Annotated in this window: 23 protein-coding genes and 1 riboswitch; of the genes, 10 read left to right on the top strand and 13 right to left on the bottom strand. The window is 37.8% G+C overall.

Features of this window, described 5'->3' with window-relative positions; translation table 11 throughout:
* Positions 1-54: 54 nt before the first annotated feature.
* Positions 55-1,428, top strand: a complete 1,374-nt coding sequence (gene cysG, locus F981_RS13920; RefSeq protein WP_004722547.1) for a siroheme synthase CysG — start codon at positions 55-57, stop codon at positions 1,426-1,428.
* Between the two features lie 83 nt (positions 1,429-1,511).
* Entirely contained in the window at positions 1,512-1,991 is a 480-nt protein-coding gene (locus F981_RS13915) for a tRNA (cytidine(34)-2'-O)-methyltransferase (protein ID WP_004722545.1), read from the top strand.
* A 44-nt stretch (positions 1,992-2,035) separates the two neighbouring features.
* On the opposite strand, the gene F981_RS13910 is transcribed toward F981_RS13915, so the two are convergent.
* The 3 genes from F981_RS13910 to F981_RS13900 all read right to left on the bottom strand — a co-directional run bounded on the left by F981_RS13910 (position 2,036) and on the right by F981_RS13900 (position 3,530).
* A complete protein-coding gene (locus tag F981_RS13910) occupies positions 2,036-2,440 on the bottom strand; it encodes a hypothetical protein (protein ID WP_004722543.1) in 405 nt (134 codons plus the stop codon).
* A gap of 210 nt (positions 2,441-2,650) precedes the next feature.
* Positions 2,651-3,028, bottom strand: a complete 378-nt coding sequence (locus tag F981_RS13905; protein WP_004722542.1) for a hypothetical protein — start codon at positions 3,026-3,028, stop codon at positions 2,651-2,653.
* A 100-nt stretch (positions 3,029-3,128) separates the two neighbouring features.
* Positions 3,129-3,530: a winged helix-turn-helix transcriptional regulator gene (locus tag F981_RS13900; protein WP_004722540.1), complete on the bottom strand. Its 402-nt coding sequence runs from the start codon at positions 3,528-3,530 to the stop codon at positions 3,129-3,131.
* Positions 3,531-3,697: 167 nt separating this feature from the next.
* On the opposite strand from F981_RS13900, the gene F981_RS13895 reads away from it, so the two are divergent.
* Together F981_RS13895 and F981_RS13890 are read left to right on the top strand one after the other, a co-directional pair.
* On the top strand, positions 3,698-4,399 hold the full coding sequence (locus F981_RS13895; RefSeq protein ID WP_004722539.1) for an SDR family NAD(P)-dependent oxidoreductase: 702 nt from the start codon (positions 3,698-3,700) through the stop codon (positions 4,397-4,399).
* Between the two features lie 31 nt (positions 4,400-4,430).
* Entirely contained in the window at positions 4,431-4,988 is a 558-nt protein-coding gene (locus F981_RS13890; protein ID WP_004722538.1) for a flavodoxin family protein, read from the top strand.
* Positions 4,989-5,062: 74 nt separating this feature from the next.
* Here the strand turns inward: F981_RS13890 and F981_RS13885 are convergent, their stop codons facing one another.
* The 6 genes from F981_RS13885 to rpoD all read right to left on the bottom strand — a co-directional run bounded on the left by F981_RS13885 (position 5,063) and on the right by rpoD (position 11,885).
* Positions 5,063-6,475 carry an APC family permease gene (locus tag F981_RS13885; protein WP_004722537.1) on the bottom strand — a complete coding sequence of 471 codons (1,413 nt, stop codon included), beginning with the start codon at positions 6,473-6,475 and terminating at the stop codon, positions 5,063-5,065.
* A gap of 333 nt (positions 6,476-6,808) precedes the next feature.
* Positions 6,809-7,993: an iron-containing alcohol dehydrogenase gene (locus tag F981_RS13880; RefSeq protein ID WP_004722536.1), complete on the bottom strand. Its 1,185-nt coding sequence runs from the start codon at positions 7,991-7,993 to the stop codon at positions 6,809-6,811.
* 3 nt (positions 7,994-7,996) lie between these two features.
* Positions 7,997-8,530, bottom strand: a complete 534-nt coding sequence (locus tag F981_RS13875; RefSeq protein WP_004722534.1) for a hypothetical protein — start codon at positions 8,528-8,530, stop codon at positions 7,997-7,999.
* 79 nt (positions 8,531-8,609) lie between these two features.
* Entirely contained in the window at positions 8,610-9,299 is a 690-nt protein-coding gene (lipB, locus tag F981_RS13870) for a lipoyl(octanoyl) transferase LipB (protein ID WP_004722532.1), read from the bottom strand.
* A 170-nt stretch (positions 9,300-9,469) separates the two neighbouring features.
* Positions 9,470-9,757, bottom strand: a complete 288-nt coding sequence (locus tag F981_RS13865) for a YbeD family protein (RefSeq protein ID WP_004722529.1) — start codon at positions 9,755-9,757, stop codon at positions 9,470-9,472.
* 127 nt (positions 9,758-9,884) lie between these two features.
* Positions 9,885-11,885: an RNA polymerase sigma factor RpoD gene (rpoD, locus tag F981_RS13860; protein ID WP_265596999.1), complete on the bottom strand. Its 2,001-nt coding sequence runs from the start codon at positions 11,883-11,885 to the stop codon at positions 9,885-9,887.
* A 274-nt stretch (positions 11,886-12,159) separates the two neighbouring features.
* Between rpoD and F981_RS13855 the strand changes: the two genes are divergently transcribed.
* The gene (locus F981_RS13855) at positions 12,160-12,366 is read left to right on the top strand and encodes a PA3496 family putative envelope integrity protein (RefSeq protein ID WP_004722524.1); all 207 of its coding nucleotides are present in this window, start codon (positions 12,160-12,162) and stop codon (positions 12,364-12,366) included.
* A gap of 66 nt (positions 12,367-12,432) precedes the next feature.
* The gene (locus F981_RS13850; RefSeq protein WP_004722523.1) at positions 12,433-12,957 is read left to right on the top strand and encodes a YecA/YgfB family protein; all 525 of its coding nucleotides are present in this window, start codon (positions 12,433-12,435) and stop codon (positions 12,955-12,957) included.
* A gap of 72 nt (positions 12,958-13,029) precedes the next feature.
* Here the strand turns inward: F981_RS13850 and F981_RS13845 are convergent, their stop codons facing one another.
* From F981_RS13845 to trhO, 3 genes are all read right to left on the bottom strand, one after another.
* Entirely contained in the window at positions 13,030-13,638 is a 609-nt protein-coding gene (locus F981_RS13845; RefSeq protein WP_016539193.1) for a LysE family translocator, read from the bottom strand.
* A gap of 614 nt (positions 13,639-14,252) precedes the next feature.
* Positions 14,253-14,828, bottom strand: coding sequence for a DedA family protein (locus F981_RS13840; RefSeq protein ID WP_004722518.1), 576 nt, complete (start codon positions 14,826-14,828; stop codon positions 14,253-14,255).
* 494 nt (positions 14,829-15,322) lie between these two features.
* Positions 15,323-16,255: an oxygen-dependent tRNA uridine(34) hydroxylase TrhO gene (gene trhO, locus F981_RS13835; RefSeq protein WP_004722516.1), complete on the bottom strand. Its 933-nt coding sequence runs from the start codon at positions 16,253-16,255 to the stop codon at positions 15,323-15,325.
* A 235-nt stretch (positions 16,256-16,490) separates the two neighbouring features.
* Here trhO and F981_RS13830 point away from each other — a divergent pair, with 235 nt between their 5' ends.
* On the top strand, positions 16,491-16,973 hold the full coding sequence (locus F981_RS13830) for a DUF1289 domain-containing protein (protein ID WP_004722515.1): 483 nt from the start codon (positions 16,491-16,493) through the stop codon (positions 16,971-16,973).
* A gap of 210 nt (positions 16,974-17,183) precedes the next feature.
* On the opposite strand, the gene ribB is transcribed toward F981_RS13830, so the two are convergent.
* On the bottom strand, positions 17,184-17,843 hold the full coding sequence (ribB, locus tag F981_RS13825) for a 3,4-dihydroxy-2-butanone-4-phosphate synthase (protein WP_004722512.1): 660 nt from the start codon (positions 17,841-17,843) through the stop codon (positions 17,184-17,186).
* Between the two features lie 108 nt (positions 17,844-17,951).
* A riboswitch (FMN riboswitch) is annotated at positions 17,952-18,109 on the bottom strand.
* Positions 18,110-18,279: 170 nt separating this feature from the next.
* On the opposite strand from ribB, the gene F981_RS13820 reads away from it, so the two are divergent.
* The 3 genes from F981_RS13820 to F981_RS13810 all read left to right on the top strand — a co-directional run bounded on the left by F981_RS13820 (position 18,280) and on the right by F981_RS13810 (position 21,336).
* Entirely contained in the window at positions 18,280-20,109 is a 1,830-nt protein-coding gene (locus tag F981_RS13820; RefSeq protein WP_004722510.1) for a DUF2157 domain-containing protein, read from the top strand.
* Positions 20,106-20,717 (top strand): GDYXXLXY domain-containing protein, encoded by a 612-nt coding sequence (locus tag F981_RS13815; protein WP_004722508.1) that lies wholly within the window; start codon positions 20,106-20,108, stop codon positions 20,715-20,717. The genes F981_RS13820 and F981_RS13815 overlap by 4 nt, the downstream gene beginning before the upstream one ends.
* A 151-nt stretch (positions 20,718-20,868) precedes the next feature.
* Positions 20,869-21,336: a hypothetical protein gene (locus F981_RS13810; RefSeq protein WP_004722506.1), complete on the top strand. Its 468-nt coding sequence runs from the start codon at positions 20,869-20,871 to the stop codon at positions 21,334-21,336.
* Positions 21,337-21,361 lie beyond the last annotated feature (25 nt).

Here is a 21,361-nt window from a genome sequence, read left to right as displayed (position 1 = left end):
TTTTGTGCATAAATATTGCTTAGTACAATCAGATTTGAACTTTTGAGGAACACTGTGGAAATTTTCCCAATTTCATTAAAACTACAAGGGCAACCTTGTCTGATTGTGGGGGGTGGGCATATTGCTTATCGCAAAGCAGTATTACTTGCAAAAGCAGGTGCTGTAATTCATGTGGTTGCACCAGATATAGAGCAAAACCTTTTAGATATTGTCCATTCAACTCATGGGCAATATCATGCAGATAAATTCGATCCTCAAATGAGCCTAAGTAGCTATCGTTTGGTGATTGCTGCAACCAATGATAAAGCGGTCAATCAAGCTGTTTTTGAAGCTTGTGAAGATTTAAATGTGTTGGTCAACAGTGTTGATGATCCTCCACATTGTCGCTTTATGGTGCCTGCGATCATTGATCGTTCACCACTGGTGGTTTCAATTGCCACCAATGGTGCTTCTCCTGTTTTATCTCGCCAGATTCGTACTCAGCTTGAAGCGTCTATTCCACATGGAATGGGTAAACTTGCTGATTTTTCTGGGAAATGGCGTAAAGCAGTTAAAGAACAGATTACTAATCCTGATGAACGTCGAATCTTTTGGGAAGATTTATATGCCAGCCCTTTAAAAGAGCAGGTGTTTAATGACAATCTCATAGAGGCAGATCGTCTAATTGAACAAGCTTTGACAAAATGGCAAAAACCAAAAGGTGAAGTTTATTTGGTTGGTGCAGGGCCTGGTGATCCAGAGCTGTTAACCTTAAAAGCACTTAGATTGATGCAGCAAGCGGATGTGGTGATTTATGATCGCTTAGTGTCCCCCTCGATTTTAGAATTGTGTCGTCGTGATGCTGAAAAAATCTATGTGGGTAAAGCTCGTTCAAATCATTCTGTGCCACAAGATGGGATTAATGCATTACTGGTCAAATATGCCACCGAAGGCAAACGTGTCTGCCGTCTAAAAGGTGGTGATCCGTTTATATTTGGTCGCGGTGGTGAAGAAATTCAAGAGCTTTTTGCAGCCAATATTATGTTCCAAGTTGTTCCGGGCATTACCGCCGCATCAGGGTGCTCAGCTTATGCTGGGATTCCGCTTACACATCGTGATTATGCACAAAGCGTCCGTTTTTTGACGGGACATTTAAAAGAAGGTTCACCAGAGCTACCTTGGAATGAGCTGGTTTATGAAAATCAGACATTGGTTTTATATATGGGCTTGGTAGGGCTAGAAAAAATTTGTGAAAATCTAATATCACATGGTCAACGTCCAAATATGCCAGTGGCTTTGATTTCCAAAGGGACAACCCCGGATCAGAAGGTGGTGGTTGGAACTTTGGCAGACATTGCATCAAAAGTGGAAGAAAACCATATTCAAGCGCCTACTTTAACTATTATTGGTGAAGTAGTGAGTTTACGCGAACAGTTACAGTGGCAATAATATCTGCCTAAATTTTTCTTTAAAAAACAGACATGGTCTTTTTTAAAGGACTTAGGTTGTATTCTGATAAGTAGAGATCTCCCGTGATTCATGTTGTTTTATACGAGCCTGAAATTCCTGCAAATACAGGGAATATCATTCGTTTATGTGCCAATACAGGTGCACAATTACATTTAGTCAAGCCTTTAGGTTTTGAACTGGATGATAAGAAGTTGCGTCGTGCAGGATTGGATTATCATGAATGGGCACATATGAAAGTTTGGGAAAACTTTGCTGAGTGTTTGGCTCATTTAAAAGGTCAGGGAATTGATCTTGATGCGATTTATCCTTTAACCACCAAAGGTACTGAAACACCACATACCTCAGATTTAAACCGACCTGTGGTTTTATTGATGGGGCCAGAAACACGTGGTTTACCAGAAGATGTTCGTATCATGTTCCCTCAGGCGCATTGGATTCGTTTACCTATGGCACCGAATTCACGTAGTCTGAATTTATCGAATGCCACTGCAGTGATTCTATATGAAGCATGGCGTCAGCAAGGGTTTAAAGAATTAAAATAAAAATCATGACCCATCGTAATAGATGGGTTTTTATTCATATTCATTTATGATTGCCTTTTTGGACGGATCAAGGAAATTTGACTTGAATAAACGATTTCATCCGATTGGGATTTGCCTTTAAAATCCCTAATCCGAATATTTATTTTAATTTTTTGTCCTTTCTTCGCTGTGTAGCGAATGTCTGAGATGATCTTATCTTCTAACACTGTTCCTAAATAGTGTTGACAGCCTGTATCAGCTCGATGAGAAACCTGTGCTTTTTTTACAAGGCCTTTAAAAGAGATAAGATGGATATGACCCTTGTGTGAGAGTCCATCACTTCTAGCAACAGCTAAGGTCTCTATAGTCATATTCTCTAAAAGCTTCACCACCAAATCACAAGAGTTTTCATAAGAAGCAAACGCTTGATGGCTGTATAGGGTTAGGATAAAGAGGAATGGTATTTTCATTATTTTTTCCCATTTAACATGTTTTATTTATAAGATGTTATGTGTATTGCATCAGGTAAAATTTTTAGTTGAGTGTACATTGTATTTATAGCATTGGAATTGATGATTCATGCAAAGGTAATGACTCTTTGCTGCTTAAATTGTATCAAAGTGTCTTTGTGCAAAGGATCACAGCATGTATTGGATTGATTTCATAGCAGAGCTGATTAATTATTTATCTGGTCCTAAATAGGTCACCGTTTCAGATTTTGGTATACCTTTATAATCTGTGATTAAGATATTCAGTTTAATTTTTTGTCCTTTTTTAAATTCAGAGCGATTTGGGAAATCTCTTAAATTTTCTTCTAAGACTTTGCCGATATAGTGTTGACAACCACTATCTGCTCGGCCAGCGGCTTGCGCTTTTTTTACAACACCTTTTATGTTGAGTGTTGTTTCCTCAATTTCACCTAAGCCATCTTTATTGATATATAGCGTACGTGTAGACGTGTTTTCTAAAAGTTTAACCTCTAAATCACAAGAGTTTTCATAGGACGCAAACGCACTATGGCTGAGGATTGCTAGGATAAAGAGCAGTGGAATTTTCATTATTTTTTCCCTTTGCAATGTTTTATTCAAATGATGCTGAGTTTATATCATGCTTACAACATAGCGAGCTGAGTATAAGACATATTTAGAGTGTTAAGGTTTAGGCTTCCTGCAACAGTGCTGGCTCATTTTTTGCTTGAATGGCATCAAATTGTTTTTGAGCACGAATGACATGTTGCACATTGCCTTCAGCCCAGAGCTTAAATGATAAAGCAGTTTGAGCAAACTCAAAGCCTAGAGAGGTTAATGCATATTCAACACGAATCACATTGTTCTCATGAATTGTACGGGTGATAAATCCATCTCTTTCCAGAATTTTTAATTTCTGAGAAAGCACTTTAGGTGAGATGCCTGTTAAGTTTTTTTTCAGTTCATTGAAGTGTTGAGAGTGCTGATGAAGTCGATAAATAATCATCAAAACCCACTTATCTGCAAATTTTTCAAAAAAAGATCTTGCCGGGCAGTTTGGATGAAAAATATTAAAATTGAATGCATTAGTCATCAATCTATACCTCAATTTGGAAAGTTATAACCAAGAAATGACCAGTTACCATGTAGTAACTAATTGATACTAGATTTCAAAAGTATATCATAAATTAATCAGGTCAACACAACTTATGCTGATTGATAGCATTGATCGACCCTTTTATATTTATGAGCGTGGTTTTAATGAAAATAACAGATGCGGTCGTTTTTATTACGGGTGCAAATCGTGGTCTAGGTTTAGCACTTGCCCAGCAAGCGATACAACGTGGCGCCAAGAAAGTTTATGCAGGAATGCGTAATCTTCAAGATTTTAATCAACAGGGTATTATTCCGATTGTTGTAGATGTTACAGATCCCGTATCTATTCAAAAAGCTGTTGCAGAATGTGGTGATGTCAATATATTAATCAACAATGCAGGTATTGCACGCTTAAATGCAAGTCCTGTAGACGCAAATATTGCAGCAGTGACACGGACGGTTTTAGACACCAATCTTTATGGTGTGATCAATACGACTCAGCAATTCTCTCCAATTTTAGCAAGCCATGCTGAAAGTTATATCGTCAATATTTTATCGGATGTGTCTTGGGAACCCAGTACGATGCTAGCCAGTTATGCGATTTCTAAAGCGGCAGCATGGTCATTTACCAATTCAACTCGGCAATGGTTAGCTAAAGCCAATGTTCATGTGATGGGGGTACATGTCGGTTTTATCGACACAGATTTAACCCAGTCACTCCATATTGCCAAAATTTCACCACATACAGTGGCGCAACACGTATTTGATGGAATTCAACAAAATGCCTTTGAAGTGTTGGTTGGGGAATCTACCCAACAACTCAAACAAGGTCTAACTGCAACCCCTCCAAGTTATATCAAACATTAATATACCTATCATCTAGATCAGAGGACTTATCATGTCAAAAATCGCTGTTGTTTATCATTCAGGTTATGGCCATACCAAAGTCATTGCAGAAACTTTTGCCAATGAAATTCAGGCAACGCTCATCGAAGTGGATCAAGAGGGCAATATTCAAGATCAGGATTGGGACACTTTAGATGCCGCAGATGCAATCGTATTTGGTGCGCCAACTTACATGGGCGGTGTGCCTTGGCAATTTAAAAAATTTGCAGATGCATCTTCTAAGCGTTGGTTTACTCGTGCATGGGCAGACAAGGTTTTCGGTGGTTTTACCAACAGTGCAAGTTTAAATGGTGATAAGCAAGTCACATTAATTTCTTTACATACCTTGGCTTCACAACATGGTGGTATTTGGGTCAGTCTTGGTTTGGCACCATCAAACACCAAAAGCGCCACACGTCAGGATGTGAACAGCTTAGGTGGTTCTGTCGGCTTATTGGTTCAATCACCTGCTGATGCCAGTACAGATGAGATTCCAAGCGGTGATTTAGAGACTGCAAAACAATATGCAAAACGAATCAAAGTGATTACGGAAAAATTTATTGCAGCATAATTGCAGTTGATATGACTAAAATAAGAAAGGCGCATAAAGCGCCTTTCTTATTTAATCACACATGCAATAATCAATTATTCATGTTCATTATGTTGTGGTGCAGGGTAGCGGAAACCACGAGTTTTATAGGCTAAATAGGCAACACCTAATACAGCCCATGCAAGCCCGAGTTTTAATGCCATTTCATCAATTTCTAACCACATCAAGAACACGCTGGCAAAACCAAGAGATGGAATCACCACATAATTGATGATTTCTTTCAGTGATTTTGTTCTGCCATCGCGTAAGGCGTAACGTGAAATCACGGAGAAATTCACAAAACTAAAGGCAGTTAAAGCACCAAAGCTAATTAAGTTGACAATATGTTCAAGGTCAAGAAAACCTGCTGATAACGCAACAACACCGACAATCAAAATATTATAAGTCGGGGTATGTAATTTTGGACTAATATGACCAAAAATCTTTTTGTTAATGACGCCATCACGACCCATTACATACATCAAACGGGATACCCCAGCGTGTGCAGAAATACCAGAAGCCAGTACAGCAATGACCGCAAAATACAATACTAACTTTTTAAATGCGATGCCTGTAATTGCCGTTAGAATGGTTGCATTGCCAAGTGCTTCAAGCATCACAGGTTGAGATTCATCCAGCGGATTAAAGTAAAGATTGGCATTACTTGGGAAAAATAGCTGAATAAAATAGGTACTAAAAATAAAGATAATACCCGCGATCAACGCTGTAGAGAAAATTGCTTTTGGTAAGGTTTTTTCAGCATCTTTGGTTTCTTCTGCAAGGGATGATAACGCATCAAAACCTGTGAAAGAGAAACAAAGAATCGTTGCACCACCGATTAACGCACCAATTGCCGTCATTTCACTCCAGAATGGAGCAAGTGACCATAATTCAGCTTTATCTGGGTTTAAGGTGCCATCTGCGTAAATACCCTGAGTTAACAGTAAGTAAACTTCATAAACAAAGTAGAAGATGATCGCAAGTTGCACCACTACAATGGTACTGTTAAATCGAGCAACAAAACGTGAACCAAACAAGTTGATCACAGTCATAATTGCCGTCAGTGCAATGACCCAGATCCAGTTATTCACATCTGGGAATAAGGCTCTTAAGTAAATATCAGCCAAAATGATGTTGACGAGTGGAGATAATAAATAATCTAACCAAGAAGACCAGCCAACCATAAAGCCGACATTCGGGTGAATCGATTTTTGCGCATAGGTATAAGCAGACCCTGACGAAGGGTAGCGCTTGATCATATGACCATAACTGATAGAGGTCAGGAGAATGGCAACAAGCGCAAAAATATAAGAAGTTGGAACATGTCCATGGCTTCCGTCTGACACTAAACCAAAGGTATCAAATAAGGTAAGTGGCTGAATATACGCTAGACCAATAATGATAATATGCCACAGCACAAGATTTTTTTTCAGTTTTGCTGTGGATTGAGTCCCAGAGATATCTGTCAACGGCGTTATCCTCTTAATCGTTGATCAAGGATCAGTCATATTTATAAGGATCGTTTGAGACGAACGATCCCCCCTAAGAATAAAACAAAAGTGCGCCAATCTACTCTAAAAGGTCACATTTGTCAGTAACTTTGTTGGCTTTTTTAGCAGAAAACGTGCCATCTTGATCAAAAAATAAGTGACTGCCCATTCTGCAAGATAAAAGCCCGATGTTTAGATAAACATCAGGCTATTTACTATCGGGGGCTGTCAACATTTCATCTGTAGACTACATCACTGCAAACATAGACTTAGTGCCAATAGCTCCCTCTATATTGTCGCAATTTTAGACAATTACCAAGCTTTTTCTAAGATTGACTTTAAATCTTTAAAGGTTGCTTCTTTCGGATTGAAAATGATTGAGCCGTCATTGAGCGCTTTTTCGGCAACTTCATCCAGCTGTGCTTGAGTAACTTTACCTGTTTCACTCAAGGTACGTGGAAGCTTAGTCAAATGATAGACACGATCACGCATGGTATTTAACGTCTCTATGGCCTTATCCGCACGCTGGTTTGCAGGGGTCTGTGCGTAAATATCAGCACCAGCAAGTGGCAATAATAGATCGGCAATCTTGTCACCATTCACTTCCTTGTTGTATTCCAAAACATAAGGAAGAAAGAGATTCATACATAAGCCATGAGGCAAATGCGCTACTGCACCTAAAGCATGACCAAGAGAATGTACAATACCAACCATCGAGTTAGAAAATGCAATACCAGCCATTGTTGAGGCTTGAGCAAGTTCTAAGCGACCTGTTGCATCACTAGGATGGTCAAGTACATCAAATAAACTTGTACTGATCTTTTTGATGGCAGCAGTTGCATAAGCATCGGAAATTGGATTTGCTGCGATACAGGTATAGGCTTCTACAGCATGTGTCATGGCATCCATCGCTGTCATTGCTGTCAGATGTGGTGGCAATGTTTGGGTCATACGCGGATCGAGAATCGCCGCATGCGGCATTAAGTAATTTGAGGCAAATGCCATTTTTACATTTTTTTGATTGTCAGATACGACCGCAGCCAAGGTCACTTCTGAGCCTGTACCAGACGTGGTAGGAATCACAAAAAAAGGTTTAAGTGGGCGAGGGAGGTTGTGTGCACCTGAATACTTAAGTAAATCATCGCCACCCTCAGAGACTAAAATATTGGCTGTTTTAGAGGTATCAATAACTGAGCCACCACCCACAGCAATAATCGCATCACAGTTATTTTCACGATACGCTTGTGCTGCAGCACGAACTGTTTCAAGGCTTGAATCAGGTGGAACATCATCGAAAATAATGCCAATTTCAATATCAGTAGATTCAAATGCAGCTTCAATAGGTGCTAAAAGGTGATTGGCACGCACACCTTTATCGGTGATGATCATTGGGCGTTTAGCGCCTAATGATGCAAGTTCGAAAGGAATATGTTCGAGTGCAGCATGACCAGCGATCACTTTTACAGGACAGAAAAATTCGTAATATGGTTTAGCCATGTGTTAAGCACTCCCTTTTAAATATGATTGGGCAACTTTAAGGTAGATATTTGCAGCGCCCGCTAATTTTTCTTTTAAGCTTAATTCTGATGGATATTCTTTTACCGCGAGTTCAGCAACCAGTTTAGGTAAAATTAATGCTTCCATTTTATTCAGACAACGCACTAAACGGATGGCGTGTGCCACATCTCCATCTGCGATCATACGGTCATTTGCAAAAGCTTGAGCTGTACTTTCCTGAAATGAAAAGACTAAAAAAGCATGATGAACATGTTTGAAAATAATCGATAGATCAGGCTTAGCGTCTAAAGATTTAACCAGTTCAAGCTGCTTGTTCTGATTGACTCTGGCAATAAATGAAGCGCCGTTTGGAAAAACTTTCATCGATAATGTAAAACCAACAGGGAGTACAGATACTTCATGTTTAATTTCATCATCAACTTGACTCGCCATGACCAAACCTCTGCCAATCACATCCATCATGAGTTTGACATAGGCTTGTTCTAAAGCGGGTTTGATAGATTTACTTGAAATCACTCGTTAGTCCCTTATATAAAATTGTACTTTTGTTTTAGAGTAATTACTCTAATTTGTTTTCAGATAAAAATAAAGCGATTTATTTGTGAATGACTTCATGGTCATTTGATTTTTTGTCGATGACTTCAATATCACTAAAGTAACCACTCTGTTGAAAATACTCAATCACATCTTTTGATAGTTGCTTGTAATCAGGATAATTTTTAATCAAATCACAGACACGGACCATTTCTAAACCTGCATAACCACATGGGTTAATGGTATGGAAGCCATCTAAGTTACAATCAACATTTAATGCTAAACCGTGATAACTACGACCTCTGCGAATTTTAAAGCCCAGTGAACCAATTTTACGTTCGTTGACATAAACACCTGGTGCATCAGCTTTGGCATAGGCATCGACATCATATTTCTTGAGCAGATTGATCATTAAGTTCTCTGCATAAGTGACCAATGTACGCACATTCCATTTCAAGCGATTTAAATCAAACATGAAATAAATCACCATTTGACCAGGACCATGCCAGGTAACTTGTCCACCACGATCTGATTGAACAACAGGGATATCACTGTGCATTAAAATATGTTCAGGTTTGCCGGCTTGCCCCTGAGTTAGTACGTCAGGATGTTGCAAGATCCAAAGTTGATCTGGAGAATTTTCATCACGTTGTTCAGTAAAAGATTTCATTTCCTGAAAACGCTCGGCATAAGGCGTTAAGTCTTGATATTGACGAATAATCAGATGTGGTTTTAGAACAGCATCGTTCACAGACAAGTGCCCTTAAAATATAGAAATCGCTTTAATTATAAAGAAATTTAGTTTGGAAAAGTGAAAGCAATTGCTGATCATTTGCAAATAAGCCAGCAGGGCATATTCCCCGATAAAATCAGGGTGCAAAAAAACACGCCATTGTGGCGTGTTTTTAATTCATTTCAGCATTACAAGGCAGTACGAATATGTTCGCAAGCAGCAAGGTCAGCATACAAGGCATGCACTTGCTCAAGCTCTTCAAAACGTAATTGAGCCGTAATCGAATGATATTTACCAGTACGTGATGGTTGTACAACAAGTGTCGCTTCATTAAATTCAGGGAAATGTTTTACCAAAATTTCAACTACAGCACCACGTAATTCTTCACCCGCATTACCAATCAATTTAATTGGGTAATCCATTGGAAAAACCCAAAGATCTTCTTGTAATTCGCGAGATGGAGTGCGGTCTAACATTTTTTCACCTCTAATTTATCAACAATGCCTGCATAAGTGCAGGCATTGTATTTCTCTTAAATACTTAATGGGGTTACTCGATTGATTTTCAAGTCCCGAAAGTATTCATAGATTGAACAAATTCAACTTAGTCATTTTCAAGGAACGAACGTAAATGTTCTGAACGAGAAGGATGACGAAGTTTACGTAAAGCTTTGGCTTCAATCTGACGAATACGTTCACGGGTTACATCAAACTGTTTACCTACTTCTTCCAAAGTGTGGTCAGTCGGCATGTCGATACCAAAACGCATTTTTAAGACTTTCGCTTCACGTTCAGTTAAGTTTTCAAGTACTTCACGTGTTGCTTCTTTTAAGCCTTCTGAAGTCGCAGCATCTACTGGAGAAGTGATGTTGCTATCTTCAATGAAATCACCAAGATGAGAATCTTCATCATCACCGATTGGCGTTTCCATAGAAATTGGCTCTTTAGCAATCTTAAGCACCTTACGCACTTTAACTTCGTCCATTTCTAGACGTTCACCTAATTCTTCAGGAGTCGGTTCACGACCCATTTCTTGAAGTAATTGGCGAGATACACGGTTGATCTTGTTAATCGTTTCGATCATATGTACAGGGATACGAATCGTACGTGCTTGGTCCGCGATTGAACGCGTAATCGCCTGACGAATCCACCATGTTGCATAGGTCGAGAACTTATAACCACGACGGTATTCAAACTTGTCTACCGCTTTCATCAAACCAATGTTACCTTCTTGAATTAAATCCAAGAATTGTAAACCACGGTTTGTGTATTTTTTCGCAATTGAAATTACCAAACGTAAGTTGGCTTCAACCATTTCTTTCTTGGCACGACGAGCTTTGGCTTCACCAATCGCCATACGTTTAGAAATGTCTTTAATTTCTTTTACGTTTAGATCTAGGTCTTTTTCAATATCAGCAATCTTTTGTTGGAATGCCAATACATCTGGACGAACTTTTTCTAAATAGCCTTTTAGTTCAGCAGGTGCTTTTGCAATTTGTTCATCTAACCAAGCAGGATTTGATTCTTGACCTGGGAATGATGTACGGAATTGTGTACGATCCATACGACCACGACGAACTGCATAACGCATCACTTCACGTTCAGAGGTACGAATTTGTTCGTGCGTGCCACGAATCATTTCTGAAATGATGTCAAATAAACGCGGTGTAAATTTAAACATCATAAACACAGTTGCCAGTGCTTCCATTGCCTCAGTACCTTGAGTACTGTTACGGCCATGTTGCGCAATTGCGACTTTTGCACTGTTCCAAACTGCTTCTAGCTCTTCAAAACGCGCTTTCGCAATTTCAGGATCTGGACCAGATTCACCTTCAGAATCGTCATCACTTTCAGACTCTTCTTCTTCGTCTTCATCATCCAACTTCACTTCTTTAGTCGGTTTTGCAGAAGTATCTTCTTCTTCAACGATAACTTCAGCTTCGTCTTCTAAAACTTCTGGAATCACTTCGTCAGATTCAGGATCTAAATAGCCTGATAAAATATCGGCAAGGCGACGTTCGCCAGTTTCATAATCTTTATATTCTTGTAAAACAACTTCTACAGCATTTGGCCAGTAAGCAATTGAATGTAAAACGTCACGAATACCTTCTTCAATACGTTTGGCAATACTAATTTCGCCTTCACGTGTTAAAAGTTCAACGGTACCCATTTCACGCATATACATACGTACTGGGTCAGTGGTACGACCTGGCTCATTTTCTACAGAGGCAAGTACTGCAGCAGCTTCTTCTTCTGCAACTTCATCGCCAGCTTCGCTATTCCCTTCGAACATTGCATCGTCAGTTTCAGGTGCACGTTCATGAACTGGAATACCAACGTCTTGAAGCATTTGGATAATGTCTTCAATCTGTTCGCTTTCGGTGATCGAGTCTGGGAGATGATCGTTAACCTCAGCGTAGGTTAAGTAACCTTGTTCTTTGCCTCGGCTAATAAGAGCCGCTACTTGGGAAGTAGGGGAATGCATTTCGCTCATCTTTACTCTCTTCTCGTTGAATCTGTGGCAATGAAAAACCGTGCGTAATCGCACAATCTGATAAAATATATCTTTGAATAGCTCGCATATTCCATCGGAAGAAATCAGCATAAAACTGTCCGATAAAATATTCAGAATTTAAATTCAATCAAATAGGTGGGGGTGAAATTGTTATTTTCAAGATCATCCCGTGCGATTTCTATTCAGAAAATGTCATAAAATAGTAAGACGCAGGGTGGATTATATCATTACATAAAATAGGGCTCGAAAAAAGCCCAAATTCGCATTTAAATGTAAAAAAAACGGAAAAAACTTGACAAGTTTTCTGAAGACAGATAAATAGCGCCTAGACCCATTCACTTTTTTTCATTATGAGGTAGTTTTAGTGTCTTCTACAGATTTTGAACTAGATGATAACTACGGTGATGATGATGTTAGTTTCGATGAGTCATCAAGCAAAATTAGCGCCAAAGAATCTTTAGAAAAGCGACGTTTGATCGATGATTTACTTGCTCAACGTCGTTTAGAAAAAGATTTAAAAGATTTTGATTATGACATTGATGATGACGATGATTTTGATGACGAAGATTAAAAATTCATTGGGCATGGCGTGGGAAAATGCTATGCTTAAATCTGATACAAATTTACTGGAAACAAAATGAGTGCTTTAGATTTAGACCTACTGAGTGATTATCTAGATGGTGACCAAAATGAATTTGGTCTAGATTTCGCAGCGACTCATGGTTTCTTATGCGCAATTGCGGTTGGTCCTACTTTTGATAAATGGCTTGATGAGCTATTTGATAATAATCAAAAGAAAGTTCCAGCAGAAATCATTGTACAAATCAAAGCATGGCTTGAAGCGATTCGTCAAAACTTAGCCAATGAAGAAGGAATTACATTTCCTTTTGAAATTGAAGAAGCTGATGTTGAATCAAGCTTAGGCGACTGGAGTGTTGGCTTTGTCGATGCAATGTTCCTGAATGAAGAAGCTTGGTTTGCACCAGAATATGAAGATCAAGTTGTTGATCTCACACTACCAATGATGGTGTTCAGTGGTATTGATGATGAAGATCCTCAAATGGAATCTTTCCGCCGCAACGGCCAGTTAATGGACGAGATTGCTGAAGAAATTCCTGAAAATCTAAATGAAATTTATTTGATGTACCACACACCAAATTAATTTGCGCGTATAAAAAAAGCATGCTCACTGAAAAGTGGCATGCTTTTTTTTGTTGGTGATTTACGCCAATAGTTAAAACCGTGCAAATAATAGGCTACAACCTAAAATAAACAGTAAAAGGCCAATCACACGATTGATCACCACTTGGCGATCTAAAATTTTATTTCGTATGCGGGGATGTGCACAAAATAAGGCAATCAAGCCAAACCAAACCAAATGACTCAACGAAATAAACGCACCATAAGCAAAAAGCTGAATGGTCGAATTTCCTGTAGAAGTCATCAACTGAGCGAATAAACTGATTACAAATAAAGTTGTTTTGGGATTTAGGCTATTGGTTAAAAAACCATGTTTAAACGCTTGCCAACTACTGATACCAACACCAATTTCATCCAGTTTTATTTTTGCCTGCGTGAATGTTTTATAGCCAAGATAAATTAAATAAGCAGCGCCAATATATTGAATTGTTTGTAAAAGATAGGGCATATGATTTTTTAAAAAACCCAGGCCAAGTAGGCTATAACCCACATGTACCCAAACACCACAGGCAATACCTAAAGCAGTGCTTAATCCAATATTTCGACCATATAAATAACTGTTTCGTGTCACGATAGCAAAATCAGCGCCAGGACTTATTACTGCCAAGCAGGTGATTAAAATCACAGCAATCATTTCATTCACTCATGTATCCTTTTTTACACCGTTTTAATTATTTTTATATTTTTCATATATTTGTATTGGTTTAAAGCGATAATATTTTGATGAAATGCATGATTTTTTGGAATGTATGGTGCTTGCCGTTGAATTCACTCAAATTTCTCAATCGCTCGGAAGTTTTGGTCACATCGAATGTGTGGTGAATTTTTACGATCGCTGTGGTGTATTGATTACGATTGACTGTTTTTTATACAGTGATGCTATTTATATATGGTGATCGTGTTTCAATTGGTCGGCATTGGTGAAACGGGGAGTATAAGAAAATATAAACAATAGGCTTTTTTATAAATCCTATTAAAACCCATAAATCAACATATAGCCGCTCTCGTCTTAGTCTTTTCCAAAGGGAGAAGGAACTTTTAATAGCAATATGATTCATTCCGCATGATTATTTTGATTTATGAAAGCTCTAATGTCTTTGTAGTTATTCTTGGAATTCGTTGATTATTTGTCAGACAGCTAATCTTAAGGGCTAATGTTAAGAACACAGAGCTCGGCCAAGCAAACACAAATTTGTCTGCTCGACTCAATGCACACAAATAGTGTGTTTTAACTGAATACTGGGTGCACAATAATTTTTAGCGTGCTTTTGATTTTTTATAGAAAAAATAAGCAACTAAAATTAATACAATGACAATGATCACATAGCCCACACGACTAAAAATTTGTTGCATGAGTTCTATATTGTTTCCAAAATAATAACCGACACATGCAAGAAAAGTGGTCCAGATGATTGTCCCTACGCTGCTATAGAGCATAAATTTCCAAAAGGGCATATGACTCATGCCTGCAGGGATACTAATCAAAGAACGAACTGCGGGAACCATTCGCCCAAAGAAAACCACGCGATGTCCATATTTTTCAAACCAATCTAAAGCTTTTTTGACATCTTCAGATTTGATAAAAAGGTATTTACCGTAGCGGTCAACCCAATTAAAAATGCTTTGATTTGGGATTTTTCGACCCACCCAATACAACAACGCGGCAGCAAGCAGTGAACCGAAGCTTCCTGCGATAATTACACCCGATAATAATAATTGACCTTTAGATGCAGCAAACCCAGCTGATGGCATAATCACTTCTGAGGGAATCGGCGGGAAAACATTGTCTAAAAACATCAAAAGAGCAATACCGAAGTAACCAAGTTGCTCCATGATCGAAATAATCCAATCAGTCATTTTATATATAAAAATAGGGCGTTATGAACATGGTATGGTTTTCATTTATCAAAATATAGTGAGAATTTGTTGTGTTGTTAAAATATCTAAATAAAAACCGCAGTCAATAAGCTGCGGTTGAGTGAAGCATTTTAAAATTGATAAAGGTTAGGGTCTGTTGACAATTCGTCTATGTTTGCGACTACACGTGTTTTTTAGGCGATACTAGGCACGAAATATGAAATTTAGTCATTCTAAATGAGTAGTTCGTAACGACGAAGCGACAAAAAACACGCTAGTCCCCCGCTGCGCCTTGCGCTGCAAACATCGCAGTGCTTTGTTCTTGCTCAGGGTTGTGGTTAAAATTATCTCAGCATTCGTTATGAAACTCGAAAATAGTCTCGCTATTCTCCATTCATGCTTTACGACGTATACGTCTCATGCTCAATTTTAACCTACAACGTAAGCCATTTATGAAATGCTAACAGCCCCTAAAGACGTTTGCGTTTTGCAGCAGTAATTTGTGATTGACGCATACGGAAACCTTCTTTTTGTTTCTCAGATGTTTTATCAATACAATATTTGCAAGAAACACCATGTTCATAACTTGGTAAATCAGCTTCTTCGGGAACAAGTGGCCAACCACATGCATGACATTTAATATTTTCGCCTTCTTCCATACCATGCGTCACCGCAGTACGACCATCAAATACGAAACATTCACCTTCCCACATACTTTCATCAGGAGGGGTTTCTTCAAGGTATTTTAAAATACCGCCTTTAAGGTGATACACCTCGTTAAAACCTTCTTGAAGCAGTAGCGATGTTGATTTTTCACAACGAATACCGCCTGTACAGAACATCGCAATTTTCTTATCTTTATGCTGTTCAAGTTCTTTTTTTACGTATTCTGGAAATTCACGAAAGGTTTCTGTTTTAGGATCAATCGCGCCTTTAAAAGTACCCGCTTTATATTCATAATCATTACGTGTATCAATCAAAATCACGTCATCACGCGCAATCAGTTCGTTCCATTGTTTTGGATCAAGATAATGTCCAACAAGATCACGAGGTTTTACCTCTACACCTAAAGTTACGATTTCGTTCTTTAGCTTAATCTTCATTTTACGGAATGGCTTTTCATCACTATGTGATTCTTTATATTCCATGCTATTAAAGCCTTGATTCAATAAGAATTGATGAATGACATCAATCGCTTGACGATCGCCAGCAACAGTTCCGTTAATTCCTTCACCTGCAATAATAAGAGTACCGCAAAGGTTGATGGTTTTTACCAAGTCTAAAAGACGTTGTTGAAGATCAGCAGGATCTTGAACTTCTTTGAATTGATAAAGTGCTGCAACAACCCAACCAGAGGTCGCTTGCTGTTCTACAGGTGCAAGCTGTTCTACAGTAGCGTTCATGGAGTACTCCAAATATTTAAGATAGAATAAAATTTAAGGCGCATATTTTAGCGTGATTTACATGAATATGCGAGAAAACCCTAGTCTTTGTAGTGTTTTTTTATTCCCTGAAAAAAATATGGGTTTTTATACTAAATATAGTGCTTTAAAATATTTTATATACCATATATAGTATTGCGAAATGATTATTTCGTGCCAAAAAAGTGTGTCACATCGTTGATGTAAGGAGTAAATTTTGAGTAACGAACGTCGGATACCCACCTTAACGCCATGCGCTGGTCGTTGTTCAACGGTATTTGGTGATTCTGTTTGTCGTGGTTGCCGTCGTTTTAATCATGAAGTGATCCAATGGAATACATATGATTCAGCGCAACGTTTAGCCGTTTGGAAGAGGCTGGATGCACAGCTCGATCAAATTTTAATTCCGATGCTACCTTTTGCCGATTTAAGACATATTGAAGGTTTTATTTTGGGTAAACGTATACGAGTGATGGATTCTGCTTCTAAAGGGCGCAAGTTGTATCATGCATTAAAAATTTGTGAAAAAAATAAACATCTCGCAGAAGAGAGTGGTTTGGGAATTCAAGCGAAACAGGTAAAACCGCTTTGGGATGAGTTTGAACGTCGTGTATTGGCATTGGCCAATGCAAGTTATGATTTTGCATGGTTACGTGCAGACGGTATTCGTCAAAGTATTTTACATTTGGAAGATGTTTAAACTTATTTCTTCAATGATTTATTATTCATCAGCTTGATATTTTGGCTATTTAATTTTAATCAGTGCCACTTATAAAAAATTAAAACAAAAACTGGCGCTGTTATTTCATCGCACTTTAACCAAGAATACCTAATCAATATTAAAAAGCCAGTCCAAAGATTTGAACTGGCTTTTTTACTCTGTCTAAATGTGATGACTTAAAATATTTTCTTAGACATTGTGTTTTAAACGATACTGAACCAATTCTTCAATAGTAATAAGCGTTAAATGATGCGTTTGTGCATATGCTAAAACTTGAATGCCTGAAGCCATTGTTCCATCAGGATTGGTCACTTCGCATAATACACCAGCGGGTTTTAAACCAGCTAAACGTGCCAAATCAATAGAACCTTCTGTATGTCCACGACGGGTTAATACACCACCATTACGACCACGCAATGGAAAGACATGACCGGGGCGATTCAGATCGCTTGCGACAGCACCTGTTTTAATTGCAGCATGAATAGTAGTGGTACGGTCTTTTGCAGAAACGCCTGTTGTTACACCTTGTGCTGCTTCAATGGTGATGGTAAAAGCCGTTTTAAATTGACTTGAATTGTCCTGAACTATCGGTGGGAGTTCAAGGTGATCTGCTAAATCATCGGTAATGGTTAAGCAGACTATACCAGAACCATCACGAATCATACGTGCCATGGTTTCAATATTGAGGGTTTCTGCTGCAACAATTAAATCTGCTTCATTTTCACGATCAAAATCGTCCATGACCAAAACAGGTTTGCCTTGGCGCATATCTTCGATTGCTTGTTCGATACGTTGGTCTGCAGGGGATAGTGCAGAAAAGAAAATTTCGGGTTGAATTAAACTAGACATTGAAACGCTCTCGTAAAGTTAAAATACGGTTGAACATTTCAGGACATTTGAAATAGTGGCGTTACAAAACCTTTTCCAATAGCGAATATTGAAATTTTTAAGCTGTGACGTCGTCTTCTTTCATCCGGACTATACCGTCGGCTTTGGCATTTCACCAAATCTGCGAATCACGATTAAGCGTGATAAGCTCGTGGGCTGTTGGCTCAGGATTGAAAATCCGTCCAATTTACCACCGGTGGGGAATTACACCCCGCCCTGAAGCGATGTGCATTTATTATAGACACTTTTTTACTAAATGGATGCTTTTTTTTAGAATGATCAGTACTATAGATAGAACAATAGTTGCTATAGAAAATAATTAAACTTATACATTTAAAAGAATATTTGTGGTCATAGTGATCAACAAATAGCAAAGCATAAAATAAGGAGACTCAGCTTGATCACGATTCAGCAAGATGTCTATTCATGGCGTAATGATGACTTTGTTAAACACTTACAGGTTTTGGGATTTGCTCTAATTGCAGTCAGTATTTTATATCTGACCGCTGCAAATTGGTTTATGTTGCCTCAGTTTTTTCAATTAGCAATTCCACAACTCTTCTTGTTACTCAGTGCTGTAACAAGTATTTTTTTAGTTCAGCATGATTATTTAGTACAGTGTTTGCATACAATAAGTGGCTTGATGATTGGTTTAAGTTTGGCTGTCATTGGTCAAATTTATCAAACAGGGGCAGATAGTTATTTACTATTTTTAATCTGGTCTATTTTATTACTGCCGTGGTTGTATCGTCCAAATATTGGTGTTTTTACATTGCTCTGTATTGTCAGCCAACTCACCTTATTTTTGTTTTTTAAACAAACATTTTGGGCTGATGAATATCCTGTCACATTTTTATTTAGCTTAAATCTCCTTTCACTATTTCAGTTTTATTTTTGTCTTCGTTGTTATCAAAAGCTGCGTTATCTCTTTGTCTTATGGTTTGGCATTCTTTCAATTTGGCATATGGGGCTATTTTTATATGGTGACAGTAATTTAGCATTAGCCACAGCCATGGTTTTTACATGGATAAACCTTAAGATCGCTTATTTAATTTCTTCATTTTTTCTACTTTCGATTGCGCTACTTTATTTTTATCGAAAAAGAGATCAATTATGCAGTGTGCTTTCAGCAGTAGGTTTAGGGATTACATTTACGCTGGTGATTTTCAAATGGATGAATAGTCTGTTTCGTGAATCCGAAGTGCTCGGATTATTTTCAATTGCACTGGTGGTTTTCGCTTGGTTTGCATTGATTACTTTTTTATTGATTAAGTTTATCCCACAAAACAAATTTAATAATATTCCTATCGCAGTGGGGGCATGGATTGCAGGTGTTTTATTGGCATCATTGATGCTGACATTTTGGGGCAATTTTTCCTTGATCATGGGGGCTATTTTTGTGGTATTGGCTGCCTTTATTTTAAGAAGCAAACAAGCTTTATTTTTAAGACAGTTTGCTTATTGTATATGGGTCGCAGGGCAAAATGCTGTGATTTTCCACACGTTTGAATTAACAGATCAATTCTTTCCAATTTTCTTTATTCAATTTGCCATGCTGTGTCTTAGTTATTTTATTCGCAGCCATTGGTTCTTTATTTTAATTCAACTATTTGCCTTGTATTTATCAGGTATTGCGTTGATTTGGGATTTAAGTGTTCTGCTTGGATTACATCGTTTTGTTGAAAACTTTTCATTTCTGCTCTTGCTGAGTTATGGATTTTATCTGGTAATGATTTGGGTGCATCGTATTCAACCCAGTCAATATCAACGCAGTTTAGCATTGGCGAATTTATTGATTATTCTTTCATCCTTGGGTTTCTATACACTATTTGGACAATATGAATTAGAGAAAATTAGATACCTTCCTATTCTCAGCTTGGGGCTGCCTATTTTATGGTTGGCTTTGTTTATGGTGTTGAGGATTCACAATCAATTTAGCTTGATTGCTCAATTGATTTTATTGGCTTTTGCAGCAGTCCTGATATTTTATGGCTATTTTGAAATTTTTATTTGTATCGCCATACTTTCATGGGCATTGCCACAGCACGATAAGATTGTCTATGGTTTTGCTTTAGTGACTTTGGCGTTAACCTTATGGTTTATTTACTACGCGTTGAATGTCAGCTTCCTTGTTAAAAGTCTAAGTATTTTTAGCTCAGGATTAATTTTATTGGTACTGACTTGGGTGCTGCATAAATTCCAATCAAAAGAGGGAGTAAATACATGAAAAAAATCATTCCTCTTTGTCTTGCTTTAAGCTGTATTGTTCTTTTTCTAGGCATCATTTTTAAGAATGAACAGCATCTGAAGAATAGTCAGAGTATATATGTCCACTTACAACCTGTTGATCCACGTTCGTTAATACAAGGTGATTATATGGTGCTGAGTTATCAACTTTACTTTGCACCGCAAAAGCTAAATCAGGGTGATCAGAACAATGTAGATCCAAGTGATAATGATGAAAATCATATCTTTTCAGGGCATTATTTTGATCAAGTGATTGAAAATAAGCCTTCGGTTACGGCTTATGTTGAATTGGATCAACATAAAAAGGTGGCACATACTTATTTTGAAAAGCCTAAAGATGCGCAAACTGTTAAATTGATTTTGAAAAACCCTGATAATCGGCATAGATCACTTTATCCTGCATCCAATAGCTTTTTATTTGCAGAAGGCTTAGCTGAATGTTATCAGCAAGCAACGTATGCTGAGTTTAAGGTGGATCAGCAGGGCAATGCGATTCTTGCATCTTTACGAGGAGAGCATTTACAAGATTTGGGCTGTGAAGCAAAGCGGAGTTGGTTGGACGGTTTTAGTTCTGAAAGAACTGAATAATTGAAGTCTAAATTATTCACTATAACGGATACTTGCTAAGGCAACATCGAATAATATGCATGAAATAAGTGTTTTGAATAAATGGTGGATTAAGTCAGTTTGAATTTAGTCTTATTGGTTTTCATAGCCATAATATGTATGGATAGTCGTTGTGAAAGATAACCAGATCAAATTTTCCCATATGATTATTTTTCTAATATTATTTATTTTTGTTTTATCTACATTTTATTCAGGTCGCTTGAATAAGTCATATTCAAATAGTCCAGAAATAATCAATTTTAGAGGAATTAAAAATAAGTATTTTATCCAATATTCTCCAGAATTTATTCCATCACTGATTAGGCCTGGCAACGCATCTGCTTCAATACGGATACATCGAGATAATTTGTCTAGTGAAGAAATGACACGGATACAACAACAACTTGTTTCTGATGGCTGGAGAAGAATAAAGGATGAAGGTAGGTATTTTCAATATTGTTTAAATAAGACACAAATATTAAATATTGGATCTCCTGTCACTTTGAAAAAGAGAAGTGGTGAAATTATTCAGAATGATAAGGTTAACTCATGGATTATTAGTCTGTATTATAATGATAATGGTGTAAATAGCTGTTATTGAAAAGAATTAAGTGAAATAGACATAA

This window comes from Acinetobacter guillouiae CIP 63.46 (genome assembly GCF_000368145.1).
Lineage (GTDB): Bacteria > Pseudomonadota > Gammaproteobacteria > Pseudomonadales > Moraxellaceae > Acinetobacter > Acinetobacter guillouiae.
The sequence above is the reverse complement of the archived record's forward strand: the minus strand, read 5'-3'. Positions and strand labels throughout refer to the sequence as shown.

Bases quoted from the DNA above. Each gene is read 5' to 3' on its own strand.
- F981_RS13905 (WP_004722542.1), bottom strand. From the start codon at position 3,028: ATGAAAATTCCACTGCTCTTTATCCTAGCAATCCTCAGCCATAGTGCG.
- F981_RS13910 (WP_004722543.1), bottom strand. From the start codon at position 2,440: ATGAAAATACCATTCCTCTTTATCCTAACCCTATACAGCCATCAAGCG.
- rpoD (WP_265596999.1), bottom strand. From the start codon at position 11,885: ATGCTGATTTCTTCCGATGGAATATGCGAGCTATTCAAAGATATATTT.
- F981_RS13890 (WP_004722538.1), top strand. From the start codon at position 4,431: ATGTCAAAAATCGCTGTTGTTTATCATTCAGGTTATGGCCATACCAAA.
- F981_RS13895 (WP_004722539.1), top strand. From the start codon at position 3,698: ATGAAAATAACAGATGCGGTCGTTTTTATTACGGGTGCAAATCGTGGT.
- F981_RS13880 (WP_004722536.1), bottom strand. From the start codon at position 7,993: ATGGCTAAACCATATTACGAATTTTTCTGTCCTGTAAAAGTGATCGCT.
- F981_RS13850 (WP_004722523.1), top strand. From the start codon at position 12,433: ATGAGTGCTTTAGATTTAGACCTACTGAGTGATTATCTAGATGGTGAC.
- F981_RS13865 (WP_004722529.1), bottom strand. From the start codon at position 9,757: ATGTTAGACCGCACTCCATCTCGCGAATTACAAGAAGATCTTTGGGTT.
- ribB (WP_004722512.1), bottom strand. From the start codon at position 17,843: ATGTCTAGTTTAATTCAACCCGAAATTTTCTTTTCTGCACTATCCCCT.
- F981_RS13840 (WP_004722518.1), bottom strand. From the start codon at position 14,828: ATGGAGCAACTTGGTTACTTCGGTATTGCTCTTTTGATGTTTTTAGAC.
- F981_RS13900 (WP_004722540.1), bottom strand. From the start codon at position 3,530: ATGACTAATGCATTCAATTTTAATATTTTTCATCCAAACTGCCCGGCA.
- F981_RS13815 (WP_004722508.1), top strand. From the start codon at position 20,106: ATGAAAAAAATCATTCCTCTTTGTCTTGCTTTAAGCTGTATTGTTCTT.
- trhO (WP_004722516.1), bottom strand. From the start codon at position 16,255: ATGAACGCTACTGTAGAACAGCTTGCACCTGTAGAACAGCAAGCGACC.